The following is a 26422-nucleotide window of genomic DNA, read 5'->3' on the forward strand; positions in this document are numbered from 1 at the left end:
TCCAGACGGTCCGTCGAGTGCTCCGATATCGACATACTGAATCAGCGCCCGGTCCAGGCCGGCTGGGTCCGACTTCTTTGGCGAAGCCGTGACTTTGCCTAAGGCAACTCGCGTCCAACCGGGCGGGGTCCTCAAGCGGTCAACTCCCGGTTCAGGGCGTCCAGGATGCTTTCAGTGTCCGGACCCAGCTCGCGCACCGCGCCGTCCACGCCGCCTCGGTCGCTGAACGGGGTGCCGTCTAAGTCCTCCGGCGCGATCCCAGCGGAGACGGTGATGACCTCGACGATGTTGTCCAGCCACCAGCGCTGGTCGACGGTGAAGCGGCGTCCGGACTGCTCTTGGCCCGCGAGCCAGCCGGCGTACCGCGTCCGAACCGTCTCGGCGTAGGGCACGAGCTCGGAGTCCAGGCCGAGGGTGTAGCGCAGCAGCGACACCAGGTCCGTCAGCGTGTGCCGCGTTGACGGACGCACCTTGCCGGCGTCCACGGCCTCGTAGGCGGCCCAGACCAGGTCCGGCGTCCAGTTACGCGGCGGACGCGCGATGCGGTCGGCCAACTCCTGCACCTGCGGGAACGACACCTTGGCCGTACCCCGCAGCCGCCGCGCCTCGTCGATCACGGCGATCGCCGAGATCTCGTCGCGGTGCTCGTGCAGATAGGCGCGCCACGACTCGACGATCGACTTCGCCCGCCCCGGATCCACCACGCCGTGCGCATCGACCAAGCGGTCGACGTTCACCTCATCGATGATCCGGTCGTGGGATCGGCGCAACTCCAGGATTCGCGCGCGCAGGTCCGGGTTGGACGCCAGCGGCGCGACCGCAGCCTCCAGCAGGGCCTCGATCGCCGCCTGGGGATCGGACGCCCCCGCCGCGGCCTTCGCCTGGGCGTCCGGATCGACGGCGTCCACCAGCCCCCGGACGATGCCGCGCAAGGGGCGTCCGGCGACCTCGTCCAACTCGGCACGCTCGGCGACGGTGAGATCCAACTCCAGGGCCGCAAGCCGGGACGCCAGCGTGGCGGCCTCGTCGGCGTCCAACTCGAACAAGGCGGCCTTCTTGAGCAGGGACTCCAGCGACACCCCCTTGACCCGGTTGAGCGGCGGCTCGACGAAGTCGTGCTCGGTGACTCCGACGGCGTCCACGAGGACGAAGCGGGTCTTGGCCAGCGCGTCCGGGGTCACGGACGCGAACGTCGCGGCGTCGATGGTGCGCGCGCCGCGGCCCTTCATCTGCTCGAAGTACTGGGCGCTGCGCACGTCGCGCAGGAAGAACACGCACTCCAGCGGCTTCACGTCGGTGCCGGTGGCGATCATGTCCACGGTCACGGCGATGCGCAGGGTGGGGGAGGTGCGGAAGGCGGTGAGGTGCGCCTCGGCGTCCTTGTTCTGGTACGTGATCTTCGTGGCGAAGTCGTTGCCCTTGCCGAAGACCTCACGCACCATGCGGACGATCGTCTCGGCGTGTGCGTCGTCCTTGGCGAAGACCAGCGTCTTCGGCACCTCGGAGCGGCCCGGGAAGATCTCGGTGAACAGGCGGTCGCGGAAGGTCTGCAGGACCAGCCGGATCTGGCTCACCGACGTGACGGCGCGGTCGAGGTCGGACTTGCCGTAATCGACGTCCTCGTCCAGCGCTTCGAGGCGCTGCTGGCGGGTGCGACGGTCGAGCTTCGGCACGATGGTGCCGGCCTCGATGGACGCGCCCTGCTCCGAGATCTCGGTCTTGATGCGGTAGATGTCGAAGTCGACGTTGACGCGGTCGGCCACGGACTGCGGGTAGGTGTACTCCGACACCAGGTTCTGCCGGAAGAACGCGAACGTCTGCTTGCCCGGCGTCGCCGTCAGGCCGATCACGTGCGCGTCGAAGTACTCGAGGACGCCGCGCCAGACGCCGTAGATCGAGCGATGGGCCTCGTCGACGATGACGAGGTCGAAGGCGTCCGGGGCAAGAGCCTGGGAATACTCGACCGTGACGGGGGCGTCCGGGGTGAAGGAGTCGAGGGCCTCGTCGTCGGCGTCCGTCACGGTCTGCCCCTTGAGCACCGAATAGACGCGCTGAATCGTCGAGATGACCACCGAGGACGACTCCAGCATCCCGGCCGACGTCAGGGTCGCCACCGGGTAGATCTCGCTGAAGCGGCGTCCGTCGCCTGGGACGCGGTAGTTGCCGAACTCGGACGCCGTCTGCTTGCCCAGGTTGTTGCGGTCGACCAGGAAAAGGACGCGCTTGAAGCCCCCGTGCGCGAGCAACCGGTAGCACTGGGTGACCGCCGTGAAGGTCTTGCCCGCCCCCGTCGCCATCTGGATGAGCGAGCGATCGAAGCGCTGCTCGCGTAGCGACCGCTCAACGCCGGCGATGGCCTCGATCTGCGCTGGCCGGAGGCTCGTGGTGTCGAGCGGCGGTAGCGCCTGCACCTTCGCACGCCAGGTCGGTCGAGCAGGGTCCGCGTCGGCGTCCCGAAGAAGGCGCGCTAGCGTCTCGGGACGCGGGAAGCTGAACAGTCGGCGAGCGCGGGCGTCCGGATCGAAGCCGTTCGTGAACCAGGTCTCGCTGCCGGACGCCTCGAAGACGAACGGGAGGCGTCCATCGCACAGGCGAGCCCGGCGAAGCGCCTCGGGACGCAGACCGGCTGCATACATCGCCGACTGCCATTCGACACCGGCCAGCGCCGTGCCCTGGGGCTTCGCTTCGATGACCCCGACGACGCGCGTGTCGAGGTACAGCAGGTAGTCGGCGCGACCGTGGCCGCTCTTCATCGTCGTTTCGCGCACCGCGATGCCCTGGCCGGCGGCCAAGCTGAGCTGCTTCAACGACTGCACCTGCCAGCCGGCGTCGCGGAGCTGGCGATCGATGATGACCCGCGCCCGCTCCTCGGCGGCGAGGCGGTCTTCGGGGGTCATGGCGAGACTGTAGCGCTGGGGCGGCTGGACCCGGATCGTGCCCGATCAAAGTATGGGCGAAGTTGCGCTACTTCCTAGAAAGTATGCGAGACATTATGGCAAGCTGGCCATGCCTGTTCGGCGGTGAGTGCCCCCGCCGGGGATCGTGAGCCATCGACTGCCTCACGGTCAGGCGCCCGAGCCTCGGCTCTGGCGGCGCCCATGTCGCAACGAACAACCAGGAGTACCCGCAATGAGCAACTACAACGCCGTGTTGTCGCGCAACCCCGTCAGCGGACTGGCCCTCGGCCCGTGCTCGCAGACCGTGGCGTTCTCGCACTACAACCACCTGTCGGCCCAGCTGCCGATCGACCCCGCCACCGGCAAGCTGGTCGACGGCGACGCCGCCGCGCAGGCGTCCCAGTGCCTGACGAACATCGCCGCGATCCTGGACGGCATCGGGCAGAGCCTCGACAACGTGATCCGCGTCACGATCTTCCTGACCGATGGCTCGGACGCCGACGCCATCGACGCCGTCTACCGCGGCTTCTTCACCGACTACCTGCCCACTCGCACGGTCGTGGGCGTGGCGGCGCTGCCGCTCGGGGCGTCCGTGCAGATTGAGGCGCTGGTCAGCTACGGGCTCGGGACGATCCCGAACGCGCCGCAGGCGAACGACCTGGTCAAGGTCGCGCACAACACGGCGACCGCCCCGCTGAGCGACTCGTCGACCCAGACGGTCGCGTTCTCTCACTACAACAACATCACCGCCCAGTTGCCGATCAACCCGGCCACGGGCGAGCTCGTCGCCGGCGGCGTCCAGGATCAGGCTCGTCAGTGCCTGCGCAACGTGAAGTCGATCCTGGAAGCGATCGACGTGCCGTTCGACGACATCGTCAAGGTCAACATCTTCCTGACCGACCTGGCGGACACCGGGGCCGTCGACGAGGTCTACTCGACGTTCTTCCCCGACTCGGGCATCGCCCGGACCGTCGGCTACGTTCCCGCGCGGACGGTCGTGCCGGCGTCCTGGCTGCCGCGTGGAGCGTCCGTGCAGGTCGAGGCCGTCGTGTCGCACGGCGACGGGACGCCCCCGCAGGCCGTCGAGGACCGCCACGGCCTCGTCATCCGCCCGAACAACACCGACGCCGCCCCGCGGTCGGCGCTGTCGACCCAGACGGTCGCGTTCTCGCACTACAACAACCTGTCGGCTCAGCTGCCCATGGACGTCGCCGGCTCGCTCGTCGAGGGCGGAGCCGAGGCGCAGGCCGCACAGTGCTTGACCTACCTCGAGGCCGTTGTCGAGAGCATCGGCCACTCGCTGGCCGACGTGGTCAAGGTGAACCTCTACCTCACGGACCTCGCCGACCTCGAAGCGGTCAACCGCGCCTACGCCGAGTTCTTCCCGGGAGGCGTGCCCGCGCGCCGCGTCGTCGGCGTCTCGGAGCTGCCCGGCGGAGCGTCCGTGATGATCGACGGTGTGCTGTCGAACGCCGAGGGGACGCCGCCCGTCCGGTGAGCCTTGGTGCCAGCAGGGGAGTCGGACGCCGGTCCGGCTCCCCGAGTTGGTTTCTGGGTCGCACACGGTACGCCCTGGTTGCGAGCACTCGACCCAGGGGCCGGGGCTTCGTCGACGACCGAGCGGGCGTCAGCGTCGCACCGTTCGAGGTTCGTCCAGTCATGACTGCAGGTTGCCTCGACTGGACGCCGCTGACGCCCAGGCTCATCGTGGCACGCAAATCAGCTCCCACGTCTACCTAGCCTCGGCAGGGGTGACTGGGTGCTGGTTGTTGCGGTTACCCGGGAGCTTAAGCACCCAGTCGGGAGTTCGGCTGGGTGAGCTCTCAGCTACCGGTTGATCATCTTCTGCATGTCGTCGGGGTAGCGGAGCGGATCCACCTGGCAGCGCGCCGAGACCTCGTTCAGCTCGGTGACGTCGTCTGCGGTCAACCGCACGGACGCCGCACCGGCGTTCTCCCTCGCCCGTTCGGCCTTGCTCGTGCCGGGGATCGGTGCCGCGTACGGACGGGTCGTGATGATCCAGGCGAGGGCGACCTGGCCGGGGGTGCAGCCGTGCTGTGCGGCGATGGCCTTGACGGCGTCCACCAGGGCCGCGTGCGCGGTCAAGGTCTCGTCGTTGAAGCGGGGGAACATCGAGACGTGCTTGCCGGCCACGTCGGCGGCGGACGTGATCGCGCCCGTCAGGAAGCCCTTGCCGAGCGGGCTGAACGGGACGAGCCCGATGCCCAACTCCTCGAGCGTGGGCAGGATCTCGTTCTCGGCCTCGCGCCACCACAGCGAGTACTCCGACTGCAGGGCCGTCAGCGGCTGGACGGCGTGCCCCCGCCGAATGGCGTCGACGCCGACCTCGCACATGCCGAAGCCGCCGACCTTGCCCGCCGCGATCAGCTCGGCGACGGCCCCGGCGGTCTCCTCGATGGGGACGTCCGGATCGAGGCGGTGCTGGTACAGCAGGTCCAGACGCTCGACGCGGAGGCGTCCGAGGGACCCGTCGACGACCTCACGGATGCGTTCCGGACGCGAGTTCAGCCCCTCCAACCCGTTGTTCACGTTGAAGCCGAACTTGGTCGCGATCTGCACGTGACCCTTGAAGGGCTCCAACACCTCGCCGACGAACGTCTCGTTGGCGTGCGCGTCGTAGACCTCCGCCGTGTCGAAGAAGGTGACGCCGGCGTCCAGGGCGGCGCCGATGACCGCGCGGGCGTCCTCGAGGGTGTGCAGCGACATGCAGCCGAAGCCGATGTCCGAAACCTCAAGGCTGGAGCGTCCGAGGAAGCGCTTGTCCATGCGGTGTCCTCTCGTTAGTCGTTCAGCTTGCGGTTGCCGATCCATTCCACCATGGCCGGATCTCGATGATCGAAGAAGACGGACGCCCCCGTGTCAAGAGCCGCGATGGCCGCGACGTCGGCGTCCGATAGGTCGAAGTCGAAGACGGCGAGGTTCTCGACCATCCGCTCGCGGCGGACCGACTTCGGGATCGCCACCACCCCGCGCTGGACGAGCCACCGCAACACGACCTGCGCGATAAGGCGGCCGGGAAGTCCTTCACCGAGTCGGCGCCGGTGCCCGAGTCGGTGATGAAGTAGCCCCGCTCGGTCGTGTAGCTCACCTCGACGCAGAACGCGTAGTTGACGTTGCCGTCGGCGTCCGTGTCGAACAGGGCACACGCGTTGGACGCGTTCCCGCCCTTGATCGTCGTGGGCTGGTCCCACGACCACCCGATCGGGAAGGTCGCGGTCGCCGACTCGTCCCCCATCAGCCGGGTCAGGTCGTTCTGACCGTCGCCGTTCGGGTCGTTCGAGCCGCCGTCGTCGACGACGTTGTAGCCCCAGACGATCTCCAGGGCGTGGGCGAATTGCACAGCCCCGGGCAGCATCGTCAGGGAGAACGTCATCGCGAACGCGACAAGGGCCGTCAGCAGGCGACGTGGGCCCCGACTGTCGGTCATGGTGCGAAGAACGCGGTCTCCGCGACGCGAACGCTGGTTCATGGTTTCCCCCCGGGGTTCTGTGGACACACCAACTGGCCGCTCCGGTCGACGACGACCGGAGAAACCTCTCCATCCAGCACGCTAGAGATGCCGTCCGGCGCGATCAGGGCGCGACTACGAAGAAGAGACGGGATCCATACGGATCTGATACGCACAGACGTGCGCTCTGGTGCGAAACCCGCCGCCGGGAGTAGACTGGATGCGGGCGGACCGCCCGGGTCGACGGTTGCCCGGAGGTGTTCGGAGATGTCTGGAACCTTGCAGCGGCCCGCAGTGGCCGGCCGCGATCGCTATCACCTGGCTGCGGACGCGTTTCTGTTCTCGGGGGTGATCACGCTCGTGGGGTTCGGGCTCCAGGAGCTCTTGGTCCTGCTGGTCTCGGGCGGGAACCCCGACCCCATGACGGCGCCGGTCTGGCTCGAGGGCATGGGTCTGGCGTTCATCGCCGCGTCGTTCCTCGCGGCCCCGATCATCGCGTGGCAGGTCCACGGCCGCTCGCTGAGCGGCGCGATCGTGCTGGGCGGCATCGTGGGGGCGGTGGTCGCCGGCCCGGTCGTCGGCGCGGCGTTCTTCGGGCTGTTCTCGCTGTGGCGCTTCGTGCCGGCGTTCTACCCCCGCGAGGAGATGGGGCCCTGGGACCTCGGCGTCGTCGTCGCCCTCGCCACCCTGGCGTTCCTGGCCGGGCCGGTCATCGCCGCCGTGCGCGACCTGACCGGGACGAAGGAGCACGTCCGCCTCGACCGGCTCCGCCTGGGGGCGCTGGCGATCGTCCTCGTCGCGGTCATCGTGTCGCTCGTCATCGGCGGCGAGGGAGCCGAGGCGGGCCTGTTCGCGGTGGCCTTCGGCGCCGGCGCGGCGATGGCCGTGGTGTTCATGGACCTGCTGGCCCGGTGGCGGGCCCGCGGCTGACCTCAGCCCGCCAGCCCCAGCGCCCGGTGCACCAGGGTGATCGGGTGCACCGTGTGGCCCCCGGTCGACTTCTGGATCTGCCAGCGGCACGTCTCGGTGTCGCAGGCCGCCAGGTGGTCGTTAAGTGGCCCGCACCATGTCGAACAGCGGCTTGCCGACGGCCTGCGCGATCTCGTACTTCTCCTTCTTCAGGCCGTAGGTGCCCGCGATGCCGCAGCAGGTGGCCTGGCTGTCGACCACCGTGAGGCCCGGGATGAGCCGCAGCACGTCGACGGCGGGCGTCCCCATGCCCTGGCTCCTGAGCTGGCAGGGCGCGTGGTACGGGATCGTCTCGTCGATGCGTCCGAACTGCTCGACCGGCAGCTCGCCGGCGTCGTGCAGCTCGAGCAGGAACTCGGAGATCTCGCGGATGCGCGTCCCGACGTCGGCCAGGTCGGCGTCGTCGACGCCCAGGATCTCGTGCGCCTCGTGCTTCAACATGCCGGTGCACGACCCCGACGTCGACACGATCGTGAGGTCGGTGCCGGCCGAGCGCAGCTGCCCGACCAGCCGCCGGACGGACTTCGTGGCCGACTCGAACAGCCCGTTGCTCTGCTCCGCCAGCCCGCAGCAGCCCTGCCTCGGCACCAGCACCTCGTAGCCGAGGTGCTCGAGCACCTGGATCGCGTGCCGGGACGCCTCCACCTCGAAGAACCCGCCGGCGCAGCCGTGGAAGTACACCAGCGGGCCGCGCGTGGGTCGCTTGGTCGGCGCCGGACGCCGTTTCAACCACCCCTGGATGGTCTCCCCCGCGGTGGAGCGTCCGAGGAAGCGCTTGTCCATGCGGTGTCCTCTCGTTAGTCGTTCAGCTTGCGGTTGCCGATCCATTCCACCATGGCCGGATCTCGATGATCGAAGAAGACGGACGCCCCCGTGTCAAGAGCTGCGATGGCCGCGAGGTCGGCGTCCGATAGGTCGAAGTCGAAGACGGCGAGGTTCTCGACCATCCGCTCGCGGCGGACCGACTTCGGGATCGCCACCACCCCGCGCTGGACGAGCCACCGCAACACGACCTGCGCGATCGTCCGGCCGTGGGCGGCCGCGATCGCGGCCAGCACCGGGTGCGTGAAGAGGTCGCCCCGGCCCTCGGCGAAGGGTCCCCACGACTCGATCTGGACGCCACGCGCGGACATCAGCTCTTGGTAGTCGGCGCGCTGGAAGAAGGGATGCACCTCGACCTGGTTGACCATCGGCGCGACCTCGTGGTGCATGATCAGGTCGACGAGTCGGTCCGGGTAGAAGTTCGAGACGCCGATCGCGCGGACGCGGCCGGCGGCGTAGAGGGCCTCCATCGCGCGCCACGACCCGTGGACGTCGCCGTACGGCTGGTGGATCAGGTAGAGGTCGAGCGCGTCCAGCCCCAGCTTGTCGGCGGAGCGTTCGAACGCCGCCTTGGTCCGGGCTTCGCCCGTCTCGGACGCCCACAGTTTCGTCGTCACGAAGAGTTCGTCGCGAGGGACGCCGCTGGCCGCGATCGCGCGTCCGACCGCGCGCTCGTTGCCGTAGGACGCCGCGGTGTCGAGCGATCGGTAGCCCACCTCAAGGGCTTCGGTCACCGCTCGTTCGGTGTCGGCGTCCGGGATCTGGAAGACCCCGAGTCCGAGGATGGGCATCTGGACGCCGTTGGCGAGGGTGACGATCTGCATGGGTGAATCCTTTCATGATGCGGGGTCGAAAGGATCCGTCCCATCGGGCCTGATAGGTGCGCTCTTAATCGTCTGCCAACCAGAAGCGCACCCATCTTGGTGGCAGGGCGCTTCTACCTGCAGATCATCACCAGATCAGCGCCCCGCCAGGCTCGTCCTCGTCTGGACGGGTGACGCAAACGTCCTTCGGACCTACGCGGCCTCGATGAACTTCTCTCCAGGGGCGCCGCATACGGGGCACTTGTCCGGACGACCCAACTCGACGTAGCCGCAGAACGGGCAGACGAAGAAGGTGAGCTCCTCGGAGTCGTCCTCGAGCGCGGCGAGCGCCTTCGTGAACAGCGCCTCGTGGACGCCTTCGACCTCGGCGATCATCCGGAACAGCTTGGCGACAGGGGCCTGGCCGTCGGCGTCCGCCTCGGCCGCGAAGTCGGGGTACATCGTGACGTTCTCGTAGTTCTCGCCCGCGATCGCGGCGGCGAGGTTCTCGGCGGTCGTGCCGACCTGGCCGGCCCGCTCGAGCTCCTTCAGCGCGTGGATCGTCTCGGCCTCCGCGACGGCCCGGAACAGGCGGGCGGCGTTGAGCTTGCCCTCCTTCTCGGCCTTCTTCGCGTAGGCGAGGTACTTGCGGTTCGCCTGGGACTCCCCGGCGAACGCGGCCATCAGGTTGGAGACAGTGCGCTCGGTCATGGTTCGACCGTAGACCGGCCCGGACGCCGCCGTGCGAGTTTCGCTGCGAGCGAGCGGACAGGCGGTCAGGCCTGCAGGTCGCGCCGGAGTTGAAGGCACGTTCGCCAGATCGAGGGCCGCAACGCAGCCAGGCGGTGCTGGGATGCGATCAACTGGGCGCGCGGTAGGGCCACATCTTGGTGTCCGGCTTCGACCCGTCCCTCGTCGCCGCCCTGATGGCGGGCGGCGCTCCTGGCACCTACCCAGGGGATCGTCCGGTCGTGCGTGGTAGCAGTGTTGACGGCCACGGGGCTGGGCATGCTGAAGGTGCCGCCCCGGTCAGCGCCGGTTGCGGGGTCGTCGTGCTCGTGCTGCTCTTGAGCGGACGCACGTGGCTGCGCGCCCGCGATGAGCGCGCTGTCGCGTCGGCGGGGGTGGAGTCATGATGGCGGCCGAGAGGTGAGTCCGTGGCCAAGGTGACCATCATCGTCCCGTGCTGGAACGACGGCCAGTTCCGAGTCGATCGCGTCCGCGCTGGCCCATACGCATCCCGATGGACGACCTGATGCTCACGACTCGTGCCGGGTCAGCAGGCATAGGAGTTGGCTCGAGCCACTGCTCTCCGACGTGGCCCCACCCGGGGCACGGTTGTGATCGACACGTGCCCCGGGCGGTTGGCTGTCTAGGGCTTACCGCCAGCCCGCGTACACCGTCGTGTCGGCCGTGATGGCGAACTTGGCGACCTTCTTCGTGAGCTTCGCATCGGCGTACCAGCCGGTGAAGGTGTACCCGGGACGCTTCACCTTGTACTTACCGGTGTCGACGACGGTTCCGTCGGCGAAGGTAGCGGGGGACAGGACCGCGCCACCCGCGGTGTTGAAGTTGAGTTGCCGGACCACGAGCGTGGCCTTCCCCGCCAACGAGTTCGAGCTCACCGCGCCGCTCCTGAGCGCCAGGCTGTAGGTGCCTGCGGCGGTAACGGTCAGCACGTTGCCCTGAACGCTCAGCCCGGTCCCGGTCGGGACCCACGTGGGTGCCGAGAGCGCGAAGGGCGCGCCGTACTGGTCCTTGGCCACCACCGACAGCTGGCTGAGGTCGACGGTGGCGGACCCACCCTTGGTGAGGGTGACGTTCAACACCTTGGCTGGATCCGCGATCGCGATCGAGGCCAGCTTGCGCTGCGGCTGAGCCGTGACGGCGATCCAGGGCGAGTACACGCCGTCCACGATTGCCCGCACGTGGAAGGTGCCGGTCGTCGTGAAGGTGATCTTGTTGCCGACGACCTGGACGCCGGACGACGCCAGTTCCTGCGCCTGCCACGTCACCGGACGATCGACCTGCAGTCCGGTGGTGTCGTACAGCACCGGGTTCAGCAGGCCGCTGACCGTCAGGGGGGCGTCCCCGACATAGCCGGTCAGCGAACCGCTCACCGAGATCGATCCGGTGAAGGGCTTGGAGGCGACGTTGACCGGGACGACCGCGGTGCTGACCAGGTCGGCGTTGGTGGTGGCCGGTCCGGTCTGGTCGCCGAATGTGTAGAGGCCGTCGGTGATCAGGTACTTGAGGTACACGGTCCCCGGCGTGGTGCCGGCGTCCAGAGTCGTGGTCCCCGTGTACGGATTGGTGTGCAGCTGCGCGACGGGGCTGGCCGGAGCCGGCGTCCCCGTGGAGTCCAGGACGACCCAGCGTCCCCGCAGGGGGTTGAAGCCGTAGTAATCCACGTAGTAGCGGTTGATGCCGCGCAGCGGGATGTCGTCGGTGTAGAGCTGGTCGCCCGGCGTGAGCGCGAGCGGTCGCTGCTGGGTCGTGGTCACGCGCTCCAACGGGTAGAGCGGCGTGATGGCGGCCACGTTCGACGCGATGGTCGTGCTCGTCCCGCTGAGGACGCCTCCGGTCAACGACATCGGGCGGATGCCGGTCAGGCAGGCCATCATCCGGGTGTAGTTGTAGTAGGAGGCATCTCCGAACATCTTCATGAGGGGGGTGCCCGTCTCAGTGCTGGCTCGCGTGCCGACGCTGTCGATGGCTGTCCAGTCGAGGCCGGTGCCGTGGGTGGTTTCATAGCCCGACACCGAGCGGTTGGTGTAGCGCGCCTGGAGGTTGTCGGCCGCGAACGCGACGCCGGCCGGGTTCTCACCGAACGTGGTCAGCGTCTGGTCCTGCATCTGTACTTGGTAGTTCCCGTAGGCGACGATCTTGACCTGGTACTGCACCGAGACCGGGTAGTCGTACTTGGCGAGGAAGGTCGACTTGGTGGTCGACTGGCTGATCAAGGCCCCGGTGTGCGCGGGGAGGGCCATCGAGACCTGTCCGGTGGCCGAGGTGGAGGTGCTGTTGGTCGTCGAGCTCGTCGTCGCCGTGCCGAACATCTCCGTGGCGTTCAACGCGACCTTGATCGTCTCCTTGCCCCCGCCCACCAGGCCACTGAGCGGTGTCGTGAGCTCGGTGGTGTACTCGATCGCCTGGGTATGGCTGTACTGCTCGGTCGTGGTCACGGAGTTCGTGACGTCTTGGGTGGTGGTCTGCGAGAGCGACTGGCTGGCTTGCACGGGCACGCTCGACAGGTTCTGGACGCCGCCGGAGTACGACACGTCTGGGGTTCCGGTGGTTACCTTGTTGTCCGGCCCGGGCGGGGCCGACGCCATTTGCGAGCCCGCGTTGAGATAGCCGAGCTTGAAGCCGTAGAACATGACCGCGATGCCCGCCTTGCCGCCAACGTCACCTGCCGCGGACCTGACCTGGTAGAAGACCGTCTGGCTCGTCGTGTTCTTGGCCAGATCGTCGTTCTCGACGTACCCGGCGGGCTGGCCCATGGACGCGCGGATTTGCTGGTCCGCCACCGCGAGGCTGGAGGCCTCGGTGATCGGGCCTTTCTGCCACGGGGTCGTGTTGAAGCCGTTGCTCGCCAGGATCGCGTAATTCTGGTTGCTCGTGGACGTGAAGTAGATGGTGCGGGCCAAATCACCCCACAGGTCGGACAGCGAGTTGACGCTGGCCCCGGGCACGGGTGTGCTCAGCACCTTGCGCAGGAACAGCGACGGCTCGGAGATGTCGCGGGCCTGGGTGCCGTACACGTCGTAGTACTGATGGCTGCCGACGGTCAGCAGGGACGCCGACCCGTACGGCTGGTAGGCCGTCGCCAGGGCGGCATGGGCGGTGGGCGGCAGAGCGGTGGTCAGCAGGCCCGCCACCACGGCACTGGCAAGCACGGAGGTCGCAGGGCGACGACTCGGGGAACTTCTCACGATGACTCGATCCTGGAACGACCCGGAGCGCTGGGTGAGGCGTCCGCGCACAGAGCGCGCGCGGCGATGCTCACCCCACACCGCAGAGCAGGGGGCCGGCATCGTAGAGATTGCGTACTTGGCGGCGCGTGGACTCCTCGGCACCGCACCGAGCAACACGTCGGTCGCCCGCAGCGGTCGACACGCGGCCCATGACCCAGAAGGGGGCAGGCGCAAGAAATCGTCGAGGTCGGCGAGTGGCAGGGTCGGCGCGAGATTCCAGATCAGGTGGACGCCGTGGCCGCCGCTCAGGACGCGTGCGGTTCGCTCGTTCCCTGGGTGTGCAGGTGGTGGGCCAACGCGGTGCGACCGCTGAGCCCGAGCCGCCGGTAGATGTGGGTGAGGTGAGTGGTCACCGTGCGGGTGCTGACGAACAGCCGCTCGGCGATCTCAGGGTTACTCAGCCCCTCTGCGACCAGTCGTGCGACGTCCAGTTCACGATCTGTCAGCTCGCCCGTCCGCGTGGGCGACTCCGCCGTCCGACGGGGGCCGCGCAGCAGTCGGCGTCCGCGTTCGGCGGCCTCCTGGGCCCCCATCCGGGCCAGTTCCGCTGCGACCCCCTCGACGAGGGCGGACGCCTCGGCGTCCAGCTTGCCGGCCAGTCCGAGCTCGGCCCACTCCAGCCAGACGAAGGCTGCCGCCAGGGCGAGCCCAAGCTCGTCCAGCCGGACGCTGCTCGCGCGGAACAGCTCGGCGGCCGCTCCCCGGTCTCCTACGAGGGTCGCGCGGAGCCCCTCCAGCCGATCGACCACGGCGTCCACCCACGGCAGCGGCTCCGGCAGTCCGCGCAGGACGCCCACCTGCGCGGCCAGCGCGTCGGCGTCCGACAGCCTGAAGTGGGCGCTGCCCGCCAGCATGCTGGCGTGGAACCAGTGGCCGCGACGCGGCGCGCCCTCCGGATGAAGTGCGGTCAGCACGTCGCCGAGCCGCCCCTGGCGGAGCGCGATGTGGGCAGCGAGTTCGCCGGCCCCCACGTTCAAGTGCAGCAGCGTCGCGCTCTCGGAGTCGTAACAACCCAGGAACTCGTCTCGGCAGGCGACGGCCAGGCCGACGTTCCCCACGTACGCGTGGATCAGCCCACGCACCAGGAAGCCCTTGGTCAGCACCGCGCGGCTGCCCAGCCTCGAGCCGATCGTCAGGATGGCGTCCGCGTGGGTCAAGCCGCCGGCGATATCGCCAACGTTGACCTGCAGGAACGCCGCCAACGCACGATGGTCGGCCTCCAGCGACTGGAGCCCGGCCTGTGCCGCCGACGCGATCGAGGCGGCGATGGCGGTCCGGGCCGCGACGTCCATGGCGACCACTTGCGTCGTTTCGAGCGCCACGGCCGCCTGCCCCACGAGCCGGAGGTCGTTGCTGCCCTCGGCGAGCCGGCAGGCTTGGCGCGCCAGGTCGAGCATCTGGTCGAAGCGGCCATCCCTGGACGCCGCATCGGACGCCACGATCAGCCGCACGACGCCCGCCGCGGGCGAACCCGTGCGTCGCCAGAGGCCGTCCAGGTCGGCGACGGCCTGGAGTTGCTGCGGGCTGGGCAACGGAGCCCGACCCGCGAAGAGCCCCCGGGTGAGCGTCACGGCGTCTCGGACAGGGCCGACGGCGTCCTCCTGGCCCTCCAGGAGCGCGGCCGCCTCCTCGATGGACCCGCCAGCGGCCGCGAACAGGCCTTCGGTCCATTCGAGCTCGGCCAGGCGCCGAAGCCGGTCGGCGCGTCGCGCGACGTCGTCCAGGGGGGTCGCCGTGACGGACGCCCGCCAGGCCGCCACGGCGTCCGTCCGGTGACCGCCAGCGTCCAGGCCGCGCGCCCGTGCTTCGTGCAGCCCAGCCAATTCCTCGGACGCCCCCAGCGCGGCCGCGCGCCGGATGCTCGCCTCGGCGAGGGTCACCGCCTCGCGCCACGAGCGTGCCGCCAGCGCCTCGTCCACCCCGAGCCGCAGTAGCTCGAATGCTTGGAGTTCGGACGACGGCCAGCCCTCGCACGGCGTCGAGCGCGCGCCCGCCGGACCAGGCGCCTTGGCGTTCGGTCGTGACGCCTCCTTGATGGCGTCGCGCAGCTCCTGGAGACGTTGAGGGCCTTGTGCCTGGGCGATCAGACGGACCAGCAACGGGACGGTTCCGCGCACGACATGACCTTCAGGCCTCAGGTCCTCGCGCACGAGCCCCCGGTCCGCCAGCACCTGGACCGCGGCCTCCAGCCCCGACCCGCGGCAGCAGGCCCGACACAGGGCGGCGGTCGGGAGTTCACCGTCGGCGGCGGACAGCAGCTGAAAGGCGCACCGAGCCGCCTCGTCGACCCCAGCCAGCATCGCGGCAAGCAGGGGCTCGGCGTCCGGGGGCACCGTGAGGTCGTCCACGGGTCCGAGCAGCCACACCCCAGTTCGCCGCTCCAGGACGCCGCTGCGCAGCAGTTCGTCGACGAGAAGGCGCACCAGCCCCGGCGACCCGCCGCTCAGGGAGTGGGCCAGCGTCGTCACGCCGTCGGGTGGGGGACCGCCCAGGATGCCCGCGAGCTGCGCGGCCACCTCTGACCGAGTGAGGGGGCTGAGGTCGATGCGGAGGCCAGTCCTCAATCGGGTGACCCACGCGCCGAGGTCCGCGATGACGGACGGCGGCGGCGTCCCCGGATCGGCCCGAAGACCCAGGACGCAGGCGACCCGCGCGCCGTGGCGATCGGCCAGGGCGTAGCGCAGGATCTCCAGCGAGACCTCGTCGGCGTCCTGGGCGTCGTCGATCACGACCAGCACTCGTCCGGTGCCGGCCGCACGGAGCAGCACCTGCCGGACGGCGTCCGCCAGGCGGGCGCGTTCGAGCCCTGGCTCCGCGGGCAGCGGGTTCGCGCCCGGCCTGGGGCCGCCGATCAGCCAGTGGAGGTCCGGGATTCCGTCCGTGAGCTTCGCGGACGCCGACGGTGCGGTGCCCACCAGGTCGCGCAGCAGGTCGATGATCGTGGAGTAAGGCATCGACCGATGGGCCAACGACCCGGATGCGGTGACGACTCGCCAGCCGGCCGCGCGGCAGCCGGTCGCGATGCCCTCCAGGAAGGTGGACGTGCCGAATCCAGGTGGACCGGCGACCAGGACGACGTCGTGGTCCTGGCCCACCAGGCCGCGAACGGCGTCCGCGAGCTGACCCGCGCGTTCGCGTCCGGGGCGTTCACCATCCTGCACTTGAGCTCCTCGCCCAATACCGCTCTGTGGTGGCCTATCTTCCACTACGAAGGGCGCCGTACGAAGACCTCCGCGGGGGGCGTCCCACGGAGTTCTTCGTGCCGATGCCCCAGGTGGCCGACCCCTCGACGCCGGCCCGATGGTCAACAGGACGGCGATTCGAGTGATGTCAGAAGATGAGCACCTTGTCGGCTGCCAGGGTGAGGTCGGTGAGCTCGTCCATCGTGGAGCGGCGGGCGCCGTCGACCAGCATCTCCGGGACGATCCCGCGGGCGTCCATGCAGGTGCCGCAGCACAGGATCTCGGCGCCGCTGGCGACGATGGGGGCGAGCATGCGGTCGAGCTTGTAGTAGCCGTCCGGGGTCTTCTGGCCCTGGATGGCTACCGTGACGCCGTCGCCCATCAGGAACACGGTCGACGTGACGCCCTCGCGCTTGGCCATGCTCCCGGCCAGCCGGACGGCGTTGTAGGTGGAGTCGAGTCCGTACGCGGATCCGTTGATGATGGTCAAGACGTTCACGGTGTGGCTTTCTGCTTCGTGCTGGTGCTAGGTGATTTCGAGGAAAAGTTTCTCAAGCGCGGCAAGGTCGTTGGGTGAGGCGTCGGGATCGGCGGCGCACTGCCGCATCGCCCGGTTCAGCAGCACGAAGCCGGCCCGATTCAGCGCGCCGCTCGCAGCGGCGAGCACGTGGACGACCTCGCGGCACTCCCGCTGCTCGTCGAGCATCGTGACGACCGCGCCGACCTGCCCCTGGATGCGACGCAGGCGCGCCCGTAGGGCGTCCAGTTCGTCGGGCGGCAAGGTGACGCTGTGGCGCGTGACATCACCGGACGCCTGAGCGGCGCCGCTTGGTCGGACGCCGTCCCGCTGTCGGTTCGTCGTGGTCATCGCTGTTCCTCCCGCTCGGGGACGAGACCAAATATATACCCCTGGGGGTATTTGCGACATACCCCGGGGGGTATGTAGGGTAGGTCTCAGTTGCCCCTGGAGGTGGGGGCGTCGAGCTCAGAGGAGAACAGATGCTGTTCGAGCAGTACTACCTGGAATGCCTCTCGCAGGCGTCCTACCTGATCGGCGACACCACCACCGGACGCGCTGTGGTCGTCGATCCGCGCCGCGACATCGAGGAATACCTCGCCGACGCCCGTGAGCACGATCTGACGATCGAGGGCGTCATCCTCACCCACTTCCACGCCGACTTCGTCTCGGGCCACCTCGAGCTGGCCCGCGAGACCGGCGCCTGGATCGGCTACGGCGACCGTGCGCAGCCCGAGTTCGACTTCCGTCCGCTGCACGACGGCGAGCGGATCAGCCTCGGCGACGTCACGCTGCAGATCATGACCACCCCCGGCCACACGCCCGAGTCGATCAGCGTGCTGGTCTTCGAGCACGCCCACGACGCGACGCCCTACGGCGTCCTGACCGGCGATGCCCTGTTCATCGGCGACGTCGGACGCCCCGACCTGTTGGCGTCCATCGGCGTCAGCCAAGCCGAACTCGCGTCCCAGCTCTACGACTCGATCCAGCACAAGCTGATGGGCCTGCCGGACGCCGTGCGCGTCTACCCGGCCCACGGTGCCGGCTCGGCGTGCGGCAAGAACCTCTCGGTCGAGCGGGTCTCGACGATCGGCCAGCAGCGGTTGTTCAACTACGCCTGCCAGCCCATGAGCGAGGAGAAGTTCGTCGAGATCGTCACCGAAGGCCAGCCGTCCGCGCCCGCGTACTTCGTTCACGACGCCGTGGCCAACCGGCAGGAGCGTCCCGTCCGGGCGACCGGCGCGACCGTCCCGGCCCTGGACGCCGAGGGCCTCGCCGCGGCGCTCGCGTCCGGTGCGGTGATCCTCGATTCGCGTGACCCGATGGACTTCGCGGCCGGGCACTTGGCCGGATCGATCAACGTCGGCTTCGGCGGGCGGATGGCCGAGACCGCCGGCATGGTGATCGCTCCCGGCGACGACTTCGTCGTGGTGGCCGAGCCTGGCCAGGAGCAGGACACGGCGCTGCGCATGGCCCGCATCGGCTTCGACCACTGCGTTGGCTACGTGCCCAACGTCGAGGCCTACCTGGTCGAGCACCCGGAGGACGCGGAACAGGCGAGCCGGCTCACGGCGTCCGCGATGTTCGACGCCATCGCCGACCCCGACGTGCAACTGGTCGACATCCGCAACGTCGGCGAGTTGGTCAACGGCACCGTCGACGGAGCCCGACACATCCCGCTCGCCGAGTTGCCACGGCGCTTCAGCGAGTTGGACGCCGATCGTCCGGTGCTGCTGCACTGCGCCGGCGGGTACCGGTCCAGCGTGGGTGCGAGCTGGCTGCGTCGGCACGGCTTCTCCGACGTCTCCGACGTTCTCGGCGGCTACACCGCTATCGCCGCCGTCCCCGCCCGGGCCTGAGAGAGGACCACTGTCATGAAGACGATGCCTTTGATCGAGTTCCACGACCTGTACCGCGACGACCTCACGATCGTCGACGTGCGCGAGCCCTCCGAGTACGCGCAGGGCCACGTGCCGGGCGCGGTGTTGATCCCACTGGGCCAGTTGCCCAACCGCAAAGCCGAGGTGCCTGTCGGTGTGCCGGTCTATGTGATCTGCCGCTCCGGTAATCGGAGCAAAGTCGGCGCCGAGGTGCTGGCGTACGCCGGCTACGACGCGGTCAGCGTCGACGAGGGCACCATGGGCTGGATCAACCGCGGCTGGCCCGTGGTGACCGGCACCGACGTCAAGTAGCGCGAGGTTTCGAGGTGCCGACGATGGAGCTGCTGTGGGTGATCCCGCTCGGCCTCGTCGTCGGCCTCGCGCTCGGCAGCCTCGGCGGTGGCGGGTCGATCATGACCGTGCCCGCCCTGGTCTACCTGCTCGGCCAGGACCCCAAGGCGGCCACGACCGGATCACTGATCATTGTCGGCGTGACGGCTCTGATCGGCGCGATCCCGCACTACCGCAAGGGAAACGTCCAGTTGGGCCGTGGGGCGGTGTTCGGTGCCCTCGGGGTCCTCGGCTCGTACGCGGGCGCCAGAGGTGCGGCCGGGGTGTCGTCGCATGTGCTGCTGTCCGCCTTCGCCGGTCTGATGGTGGTCGTTGCGGTGCTGATGGCGCGCCGGCTGCGCCGGGCGCCCTCGGCGTCCGGCGCGGGCACTGCCGCGGGGCCCGCAGGCGGGAGCGTCCGGTGGATGCCGATCCTGCTCGCGGCGTCGGCCGTCGGGCTGTTGACCGGCTTCTTCGGGGTTGGCGGCGGCTTCGCCGTGGTGCCGGCGCTGGTGCTGGTGCTCGGCCTGCCGATGCCAGTCGCGGTCGGCACGTCGCTGGTCGTGATCGCGATCAACAGCGCGACGGCGCTGGCGTCCAGGCTGGGCAACGGCGTGACGCTCGACTGGCCGGTGATCGCCGGGTTCTCGGCCTTCGCGGTCGCCGGATCTCTGCTGGGCGCCAAGGTCACCCAGCGGGTGTCGCCGCGCCACCTCACGGTGGCGTTCATCCTGATGCTCGTCGTGGTTGCCGTGTACATGGCCGTGATGAACGTGCCCGCGCTCTTCAGCTGAGTCGGCCTCACAGAACCTTCACGGGGGCGCCCCTGAGGGCTTCATCGGGCGTCCGTAGTTTCGGGGTCAAGAGTTACCCGACAAGGAGGTTCATCCCATGAACACCACCACCAAGTCCGCCATCGTCCTCGGCGTCATCGGATCGCTCGCTGGCACCGTTGCCCTAGCCTCCCAGGCATTCGCAGCCCCCGACTGGGCCGGCCAAGGCGCCCAGCGGACGCCGGCGGCGTCCACCACCCCGGCCGTCGCCAGCGCCCAGCTGGCGAAGGACCTGTCCTGGATGCGCGATGAGGAGCGGCTGGCCCGCGACGTCTACGCCGCGCTCGCAGCCCAGTACGACCAGGCGCTGCCCTTCGCCAGCATCGTCACGAGCGAGCAGCAGCACTTCGACGCGGTCGGCACCCTGCTGGCCCGCTACGGAGTCGCCGACCCGGCGTCCGGGAAGGCCGCCGGCACCTACTCCGAGCCCGAGCTGCAGGCCCTGTACGACAAGCTGATGGCCCAGGGCAAGACGTCGCTCGCGGACGCCTACGACGTGGGCATCGCCATCGAGAAGGCCGACATCGCCGACCTGGAGAAGGTCATCGCCGAGACCTCCGAGGCGGACGTGAAGCGCGTGCTCGGCAACCTGCTGCGGGCCTCGGAGCAGCACTTGAAGGCGTTCGAGGCGGCCAAGGCCGGGACGCCGCTCGGCGCCCACGACGGCACCGGCATGCAGGCCGGACGCCGCGGGCAGGATGCCGGCACGGGAGCGGCCGACGGCACCGGCCGGGGCATGGGTCGCGGTGCCGGCCAGGCCGGCGTGGGGCAGGGGATGGGCCCGGGCCAGGGCATGGGCAATCGCGCCGGTGATGGCACCGGGACCTGTAGCAACGGGTGACGTGCTGAATCGCCCCCATCACGGCGACTGGGTGCTCGATGTTTCGGAATTCCGGAACGTTGAGCACCCAGTCGCTGTCGCGTGAGCGGTGGGTCTGCTAGGGGTGGGGTCGTCCCAGGTGGGTGTTGCGGGTGGCATGACCGGGGGCAGGCCCTCAACGCGCGGGCAGCGTCGCGATGAAGGTCGAGCCGCGTCCGGGGCCCTCCGAGCGGGCGATGAGATCGCCGCCGTGGGCGCGTATGATGCGGCGGGCGATCGTCAAGCCAATGCCCGAGCCGTCGCCGCCGCGGCGTCCGGGCACGCGGTAGAACCGCTCGAAGACGCGCTCTAGATCCTCGGACGCCAGGCCCTCGCCGGTGTCGGTGACCGAGATGGACGCCGTCGCGCCGGTTCGCTCCACGGAGACGACGACCGAGCCTCCGGACGGCGTCGCCCGGATGGCATTCCCGACCAGGTTCGTGACGACCTGGGCGAGTCGGTCGGCGTCGGCGTCCGTTTCGATCTCCACGCCCGGCGCGAACGTGAGCGTCAGCCCGGCGTCGGACGCCTGCGGCGCGAGTCGCGCGACGGCGTCCGCGATGACGGGGCGCAAGGCGACGCGAGCGGGGACGACCGACAGCCGGCCCTCCTCCGCGCGCGACAGCGTCGAGAGGTCGTCGGCGAGGCGGCGCAGCCGCCGGACCTCGGAGGTCAGGACGCCGAGGTGCTCGGCGTCCGCGGGCAGGACGCCGTCGATCATGCCCTCGACCGTGCCGTCGATCACGGTCAGGGGAGTGCGAAGTTCGTGCGCGACCTCGCCGAGCAGCCGCACCCGGCGGGCCTCGGTCTCGGCCAGGCTGGTCGCGAGGAGGTTGACATCGGACGCCAACGCGGCGACCTCGGCGTCCGAGCCGGTGGGCACGCGCACGTCGTAGCGTCCTTGGGCGATCTCGCGGGTGGCCCGCCCGACCTCGCCCAGGGGACGCAGCAGCTGCCTGGCCGCCAGCACCCCGAACACCGCGGCCGCCACCACGCCGGCCAACATGCCGGCGAGCAGGGCCGCGTTGACAGCGTCCGCGAACTGTTGCCGCAGCGCAGGACCCGCGCCGGAGCCGGGGCCGGCGCCCATGCCGCCGCCGCGTCCTTGGCCGAGCGCGCCCTCGAACAGCAGCGGCGCCAGCAGGCGCACGACCAGGTAGGTCGCCAGCCCGGCGATCACCGCCACCAGCACGTGCGAGACCAGCAGCCGCACCGAGAGCCGGCGCATCAGGCGTCCAGGGCTGCGAGCAGGAACTTGTAGCCGACGCCGCGGACGGTGCCGACGATCCGCGGCGCGGACGCGTCGTCGCCGAGCGCTGCGCGCATCGTCTTGATGTGCACGTCGACCACCCGCTCGTCGCCGTAAAAGTCGTAGCCCCAGACCTTTTCCAGCAGTTGCGCGCGCGAGAACACGCGTCCCGGGGTGGACGCCAGCGCCACCAGCAGGTCGAAGTCGAGCGCGGACAGCTCGGCCGCCCCGGCGTCCGTTCGTGCCTCGCGGGAGGCGGGATCGATCGTGAGTCCGGCGAAGGCCAGGACGCCGGCACCCGGCTCGTCGGGGGAGTCGAGACGCGCTCGGCGCAGCACCGTCCGGACTCGGGCCACGACCTCACGCGGGCTGAACGGCTTGGTGATGTAGTCGTCGGCGCCCACGCTCAGGCCGACGAGCTTGTCGACCTCCTCGGCTCGGGCGGTGACCAGGATCACGTAGACATCGGACGCCGCCCGGATCTTGGCCAGGACCTCGAGCCCGGTCAGGTCGGGCAGGCCGATGTCGAGCAGCACGAGGTCGGGCTTGTGTCGCAGGAGGTTCAACGCATCCGCGCCGGTCGCGGCCTCGTCCACGGTGAAGCCCTCGGCGTCCAGATAGGCGCGCAAGATCGAGCGGATCTGGGCCTCGTCGTCGACGACGAGCACGCGGCGTCCCATGGCTCCTCCTAACCGGCTGGCACGAGTGTCGCCCATGCCCGTGAAGCTTCGATGAAGTTCAGCTCCGGCCCGGAATCGGACACGCCTGGGCGGCGCGCAGTCGGCGCACCAAGGCGTAGGCCAGCAGGGCGAGCCCCGCGGCTGCCAGGAACGGCTGCGCCGGAGCGAACCATTGCAAGGCGCCCGAATAGCCCAAGGCCAGCAGGACCAGTTTGTTGCACACCGGGCAGCCGACGGCGAAGTAGCTCAGCAGTCCGCCCACCACGCCGACCTTGGTCACGGGCGCGGGGTCGCCGGGGGCGCGCACGTAGGTTGCGCCGACGAGACCCCCGAGTACGGCGGTCACGATCAGCACGGGCCATGCCCAGACGGTCGTCGGCACGGCGCGTCCGAACGCCGGGTTCGGAATCATCGCCGTGCTGAGCGCGGCGAGCAGCACCGTCGCGAGGGCGAAGGCTGCGGCGGCTGCCCAACGGCGGGTCGGCCAGCTCCGGAGTACCTGAAGCGGGGTGCTGGGTGTCCTGGACGCTGCCAGCGCGGCGGCGGCCGGGCTGAACCGTCGATTCATGACGCTCCTACCTTCGAAGATACCCCCCAGGGTATATTAGGACGGGTCGGCCAGGGAAGTCCGCGCGCGAGCGGGTGCGGCGGGGATCCCGATCTCCCCGTCGCCTCGCCGGGTCACTCGTCCCGACATCGACGGCCCTCCTGATGACGAAAGACTGCTCACCATGACTGAACTCAGTACCCGTCCGGTGTCGAGACTCGACCTGCGGTGCCTGCATCCCGGGTGGTTCGCCAGCGTGATGGGCACCGCCATCACAGCGGTGGCGACGTTCGGTAACCCGGGCGGCATCGCCGAGTTGCGTGGGGCCTCGGTGGTTCTCGGACTGGCGTTGGCGGCCCTGGCTCTCGGGCTCGGCGTGGTCTTCACGGTGCTCTACACGCTGCGGTGGGTGCGATATGGGCGGGTCGTGCTGGACGAGTTGCGAGACCCGGCGATTGGCGGCCTGCACGCGACCTTCCCGGCGGGTTTGCTCGTCCTCGGAGTGCTCGCCGCAGCGGTCGGTCCTTCGGTTGCTCCGTGGGGTCGAGTCCTTGCCGTGGTCGCGGTTCTGGCGCTGGTGGGCGGAGTGCTGGCGGTGACCATCGGGGTGATGTTCGCCTATGCGCTCTTCACCCGCGAGGTGCCGGCGCCGAGCGTCAACGGCAGCTGGTTCATCCCGCCGGTGTCCGCGATCATCGTGCCGTCCGCCGTCGCTCCGCTCGTGCCGGTTGTCGATCCCACGACCGCCCGGACGCTTCTCGTGCTCGGGTACGCCTGCTGGGGCATCGGGCTGATGCTGTTCCTCCTCGTCCTCGGGGCGCTGCACGATCGGCTCGTGCTGCAACCCCTGCCGCCAGCGCAGGTGGCGCCCTCTCAATGGATCGCCCTCGGCCCGGTCGGGGTGGCGATTCTGGGCTCAGGTGCCCTGGCCCGCGCGGGTCAGCCGATCTTCGGTGCTAGTGGCGCCGGCGTTGTGCTGGCGACGCAACTCCTGGGAACCGCCCTGTGGGGCTTCGGGCTGTGGTGGCTGGCCGTCGCGGCGTCCCTCCTGTTCAGGTACCGGCGAGCGGGAGCCGTTCCCTTCCATCTCGGCTGGTGGGGCTTCACGTTCCCGCTCGGTGCGTTCACCGTCGCCACCCTCACCCTCGCCAAAGCCTGGGAGGTCCCGCTGCTGACCGGCATCGGCGTCGTCCTGTACCTGCTGTTGCTGGTGTTTTGGCTGACGGTCGCGACGCGGACGCTGCGGATGCTCCGCGGTCGCGGCGCCTGACGTCCTGACGACTCAGCGCAGTCGCTCGACGGCGTCCCGGACGGACTGGATTTCGAAGCCGGGCACCGAGTTCTTGATGTCCTTGAGCGCGACGTCCAGGCCCACGGACGCCGGCAGCCCAGCCTCACGGCGCAGCCGTTCGGGGTCGATTCCGGCCGCTGTGGCAGCCTGCCGCAGGGTGGTCTGGCCGGTGATCGACGAGGTGCCTGGGGTGCCGCTGCCAGTCGGCGCGTGCGTTGCGCTGCTGCTCGACCCGGACGCCGTTGGTGCAGCGCCGCTGGCGGTCGGTGTCGGAGCTGGGCTCGGGGCACTGGCGAGGGCCTCGGCGAGGCGCAGCTTGAAGGCGCTGAGCTCGAATCCGGGGACCAGCGCTTCGAGGTCCTTGAACGCCGTCGCGGGTGCGATTGCCGTGCCGGCGGGGGCGTCCAGCAGCGCGATGAGCCGGTCCACGCCGATGCCCAGGCCGTCGGACGCCTGTTGCAGGGTCATCCAGCCCTTCAGGTCATCGGGGGTGAGCTTGGTGGACGCCGTGATGACCTGCTTGCCTGAGGTCACCCAACCGCCGGTCGCGGACGCGATGCCGTAGCTGCCGAACAGGGCGGCGATGGTGACGGCGGGGGCGATCCAGAGAGCCGCCTTGGTGCGCGGGGTGCTCATCGCACGACCTCCTTCGTGCGGGTCGGGGACGGGTCGCGCCGCACGGGGATGCCCAGCGCGACCGGGGCGTCCAGCTTCAAGGCCCCGGGGACCGGGCAGGTGGTCAGGCAGTCCATGCAGCCGATGCAGTCGGTGTTGGCGAACGGCTGCGCCTTCGCCGGCTCGATGCCGACCGGGCAGGCCTTGTCGCACAGCGTGCAGTCGGTGCAGGTGGCGGGGGAGCGGCGGATGCGGGTCAGCGACAGGTGCCCGAGGATCGCGAACACGCCGCCGAGGGGACAGAGGTACCGGCAGAACGCGCGCTCGACCACGAACGAGCCGACGATGACCACGCCGAGAATCGCCAGCGCGGGCCACATCTCGACGCTGAACTCGTAGAGCCAGTGCAGGCCGAACAGCGTCACGTAGGGGTCGTAGTCGAAGAACCAGAGCTTCATGGTGGTGTAGCTCATCCACATGACGACGGCGAGCACGACGAAGCGTCCATAGCGAAGCACCTTGTCAACGCGTGCCGGCACGCCGACTGTCGGGAGGCGCAGCTTGGTGCGCACCCAGGTGATGGCGTCCTGCAACGCGCCGAACGGGCAGACCCAGCCGCAGAATGCGTTGCCGACCAGGATCGTCGCGACGACGATCGCGACGCCGAGCACCAGGTTCGACGGATGGATTTTCGAGATCAGTCCGCCTGTCGTCAGCCACGTCAACAGCGTCTCGACTGCGCCCATCGGGCAGAGCGCATCGACGGACGCCGACGCCTCCGTCGTCTGGTGCCGGACTGCCGCCACGATGATGAACACCGCGAACGCGATCTGGGTGAGGTGGCGGGCTCGCTTCACTCGTTTGATGCCGCGCGTGCGGCGCTGCGCTTTGGTGAGCCTCGGTGCGGCTTGGGTAGTCATCGGCGTCCCCTCGTGGTGCGAACGCTGCGACGTTAGGGGGCGCCTGTGAGGCGTCCGTGGGTGGTTGACGAAGCTTGTGTGAAGCGCTAGGCGAATCGCCGTGGCGGAGGATACGAGATTCGAACTCGTGAGGGCGTGAACCCAACCCGGTTTCCAACCGAGCGCCATAGGCCTCTAGGCGAATCCTCCGTGGGAGAGGTTATCTGATCGCCGCGGACTGCTCCAATCGCGCGTTCAGCCGCCACCTGGCCGGTGTCAGACGTCCGTGGACTCGCGCCGACGGCGTCCAGTGCGGCCAGCGCACGCCGACGTCGCCCCTCACCGGCGAAGCCCCGGGCTTTCCTCTAATACCCCCTGGGGTATATAGTCCCTGCAGGCCATCAACGTAGAGGAGTCGCCTGCATGTGCCGTCCTGTTACCTGCCGCGTCTGCGGCAAGACCACGTGGGCCGGCTGCGGCCAGCACGTCGCGCAGATCAAGGCGTCGGTCCCGAAGGCGCAGTGGTGCAACAACAAGCACACACCCGAGGAGATCGCCGCAGCCACCCCCAAGGGCTTCTTCGCCAAGCTCTTCGGCGGCTGA

General features: G+C 69.5%; 23 protein-coding genes and 1 tRNA gene. 8 read left to right on the forward strand and 16 right to left on the reverse strand.

Annotated features, from left to right (window positions below):
* Window positions 1-131: 131 nt before the first annotated feature.
* Window positions 132-2897 carry a type I restriction endonuclease subunit R gene (locus FN821_RS01760; protein WP_131170813.1) on the reverse strand — a complete coding sequence of 922 codons (2766 nt, stop codon included), beginning with the start codon at window positions 2895-2897 and terminating at the stop codon, window positions 132-134.
* A 232-nt stretch (window positions 2898-3129) separates the two neighbouring features.
* Between FN821_RS01760 and FN821_RS01765 the strand changes: the two genes are divergently transcribed.
* Window positions 3130-4395 carry a RidA family protein gene (locus tag FN821_RS01765; RefSeq protein ID WP_131170814.1) on the forward strand — a complete coding sequence of 422 codons (1266 nt, stop codon included), beginning with the start codon at window positions 3130-3132 and terminating at the stop codon, window positions 4393-4395.
* A gap of 329 nt (window positions 4396-4724) precedes the next feature.
* Here FN821_RS01765 and FN821_RS01770 read toward each other — a convergent pair whose 3' ends face one another.
* Window positions 4725-5684 carry an aldo/keto reductase gene (locus tag FN821_RS01770; RefSeq protein ID WP_131170815.1) on the reverse strand — a complete coding sequence of 320 codons (960 nt, stop codon included), beginning with the start codon at window positions 5682-5684 and terminating at the stop codon, window positions 4725-4727.
* 14 nt (window positions 5685-5698) lie between these two features.
* The gene (locus FN821_RS01775; protein WP_131170816.1) at window positions 5699-6460 is read right to left on the reverse strand and encodes an aldo/keto reductase; all 762 of its coding nucleotides are present in this window, start codon (window positions 6458-6460) and stop codon (window positions 5699-5701) included.
* A gap of 173 nt (window positions 6461-6633) precedes the next feature.
* Between FN821_RS01775 and FN821_RS14115 the strand changes: the two genes are divergently transcribed.
* On the forward strand, window positions 6634-7296 hold the full coding sequence (locus FN821_RS14115; protein WP_165489191.1) for a hypothetical protein: 663 nt from the start codon (window positions 6634-6636) through the stop codon (window positions 7294-7296).
* Window positions 7297-7416: 120 nt separating this feature from the next.
* Here the strand turns inward: FN821_RS14115 and FN821_RS01785 are convergent, their stop codons facing one another.
* From FN821_RS01785 to FN821_RS01815, 7 genes are all read right to left on the reverse strand, one after another.
* The gene (locus FN821_RS01785) at window positions 7417-8118 is read right to left on the reverse strand and encodes a heterodisulfide reductase-related iron-sulfur binding cluster (RefSeq protein WP_421958030.1); all 702 of its coding nucleotides are present in this window, start codon (window positions 8116-8118) and stop codon (window positions 7417-7419) included.
* Window positions 8119-8132: 14 nt separating this feature from the next.
* The gene (locus FN821_RS01790) at window positions 8133-8981 is read right to left on the reverse strand and encodes an aldo/keto reductase (protein WP_131170817.1); all 849 of its coding nucleotides are present in this window, start codon (window positions 8979-8981) and stop codon (window positions 8133-8135) included.
* 192 nt (window positions 8982-9173) lie between these two features.
* Window positions 9174-9671 carry a rubrerythrin family protein gene (locus FN821_RS01795; RefSeq protein ID WP_131170818.1) on the reverse strand — a complete coding sequence of 166 codons (498 nt, stop codon included), beginning with the start codon at window positions 9669-9671 and terminating at the stop codon, window positions 9174-9176.
* A 668-nt stretch (window positions 9672-10339) separates the two neighbouring features.
* Window positions 10340-12859 carry an InlB B-repeat-containing protein gene (locus tag FN821_RS01800; RefSeq protein ID WP_165489192.1) on the reverse strand — a complete coding sequence of 840 codons (2520 nt, stop codon included), beginning with the start codon at window positions 12857-12859 and terminating at the stop codon, window positions 10340-10342.
* 323 nt (window positions 12860-13182) lie between these two features.
* Entirely contained in the window at window positions 13183-16098 is a 2916-nt protein-coding gene (locus FN821_RS01805) for a helix-turn-helix transcriptional regulator (RefSeq protein ID WP_131170820.1), read from the reverse strand.
* 169 nt (window positions 16099-16267) lie between these two features.
* Window positions 16268-16618 carry a DsrE/DsrF/TusD sulfur relay family protein gene (locus FN821_RS01810; RefSeq protein ID WP_131170821.1) on the reverse strand — a complete coding sequence of 117 codons (351 nt, stop codon included), beginning with the start codon at window positions 16616-16618 and terminating at the stop codon, window positions 16268-16270.
* 27 nt (window positions 16619-16645) lie between these two features.
* Entirely contained in the window at window positions 16646-16987 is a 342-nt protein-coding gene (locus tag FN821_RS01815; protein WP_131170822.1) for a metal-sensitive transcriptional regulator, read from the reverse strand.
* A gap of 131 nt (window positions 16988-17118) precedes the next feature.
* On the opposite strand from FN821_RS01815, the gene FN821_RS01820 reads away from it, so the two are divergent.
* The 4 genes from FN821_RS01820 to FN821_RS01835 all read left to right on the forward strand — a co-directional run bounded on the left by FN821_RS01820 (window position 17119) and on the right by FN821_RS01835 (window position 20520).
* Window positions 17119-18495 carry an MBL fold metallo-hydrolase gene (locus FN821_RS01820; RefSeq protein WP_131170823.1) on the forward strand — a complete coding sequence of 459 codons (1377 nt, stop codon included), beginning with the start codon at window positions 17119-17121 and terminating at the stop codon, window positions 18493-18495.
* Window positions 18496-18510: 15 nt separating this feature from the next.
* Window positions 18511-18828 (forward strand): rhodanese-like domain-containing protein, encoded by a 318-nt coding sequence (locus FN821_RS01825; RefSeq protein ID WP_131170824.1) that lies wholly within the window; start codon window positions 18511-18513, stop codon window positions 18826-18828.
* A gap of 23 nt (window positions 18829-18851) precedes the next feature.
* Complete coding sequence (locus FN821_RS01830; protein WP_131170880.1) at window positions 18852-19640, forward strand: sulfite exporter TauE/SafE family protein; 789 nt, start codon at window positions 18852-18854, stop codon at window positions 19638-19640.
* A gap of 97 nt (window positions 19641-19737) precedes the next feature.
* On the forward strand, window positions 19738-20520 hold the full coding sequence (locus tag FN821_RS01835) for a ferritin-like domain-containing protein (protein WP_131170825.1): 783 nt from the start codon (window positions 19738-19740) through the stop codon (window positions 20518-20520).
* Between the two features lie 154 nt (window positions 20521-20674).
* Here FN821_RS01835 and FN821_RS01840 read toward each other — a convergent pair whose 3' ends face one another.
* From FN821_RS01840 to FN821_RS01850, 3 genes are read right to left on the reverse strand one after another with little or no spacing between them, the layout of a single operon-like run.
* The gene (locus tag FN821_RS01840; protein ID WP_131170826.1) at window positions 20675-21766 is read right to left on the reverse strand and encodes a sensor histidine kinase; all 1092 of its coding nucleotides are present in this window, start codon (window positions 21764-21766) and stop codon (window positions 20675-20677) included.
* A complete protein-coding gene (locus FN821_RS01845; protein WP_131170827.1) occupies window positions 21766-22467 on the reverse strand; it encodes a response regulator transcription factor in 702 nt (233 codons plus the stop codon). The genes FN821_RS01840 and FN821_RS01845 overlap by 1 nt, the downstream gene beginning before the upstream one ends.
* A 58-nt stretch (window positions 22468-22525) precedes the next feature.
* Complete coding sequence (locus tag FN821_RS01850; RefSeq protein WP_206661944.1) at window positions 22526-23035, reverse strand: hypothetical protein; 510 nt, start codon at window positions 23033-23035, stop codon at window positions 22526-22528.
* Window positions 23036-23198: 163 nt separating this feature from the next.
* Here FN821_RS01850 and FN821_RS01855 point away from each other — a divergent pair, with 163 nt between their 5' ends.
* Window positions 23199-24284 (forward strand): SLAC1 family transporter, encoded by a 1086-nt coding sequence (locus FN821_RS01855; RefSeq protein WP_131170828.1) that lies wholly within the window; start codon window positions 23199-23201, stop codon window positions 24282-24284.
* 12 nt (window positions 24285-24296) lie between these two features.
* Here the strand turns inward: FN821_RS01855 and FN821_RS01860 are convergent, their stop codons facing one another.
* The 3 genes from FN821_RS01860 to FN821_RS01870 all read right to left on the reverse strand — a co-directional run bounded on the left by FN821_RS01860 (window position 24297) and on the right by FN821_RS01870 (window position 26029).
* Window positions 24297-24941, reverse strand: coding sequence for a hypothetical protein (locus FN821_RS01860; RefSeq protein WP_131170829.1), 645 nt, complete (start codon window positions 24939-24941; stop codon window positions 24297-24299).
* The gene (locus FN821_RS01865; RefSeq protein WP_131170830.1) at window positions 24938-25840 is read right to left on the reverse strand and encodes a 4Fe-4S binding protein; all 903 of its coding nucleotides are present in this window, start codon (window positions 25838-25840) and stop codon (window positions 24938-24940) included. Before FN821_RS01865 ends, FN821_RS01860 begins: the two co-directional genes overlap by 4 nt.
* A gap of 101 nt (window positions 25841-25941) precedes the next feature.
* A tRNA-Ser gene (locus FN821_RS01870) sits at window positions 25942-26029 on the reverse strand.
* Window positions 26030-26242: 213 nt separating this feature from the next.
* On the opposite strand from FN821_RS01870, the gene FN821_RS01875 reads away from it, so the two are divergent.
* On the forward strand, window positions 26243-26422 hold the full coding sequence (locus FN821_RS01875; protein WP_131170831.1) for a hypothetical protein: 180 nt from the start codon (window positions 26243-26245) through the stop codon (window positions 26420-26422).

The sequence above is a fragment of the Propioniciclava tarda genome (genome assembly GCF_900182665.1).
GTDB classification, from domain to species: domain Bacteria; phylum Actinomycetota; class Actinomycetes; order Propionibacteriales; family Propionibacteriaceae; genus Propioniciclava; species Propioniciclava tarda.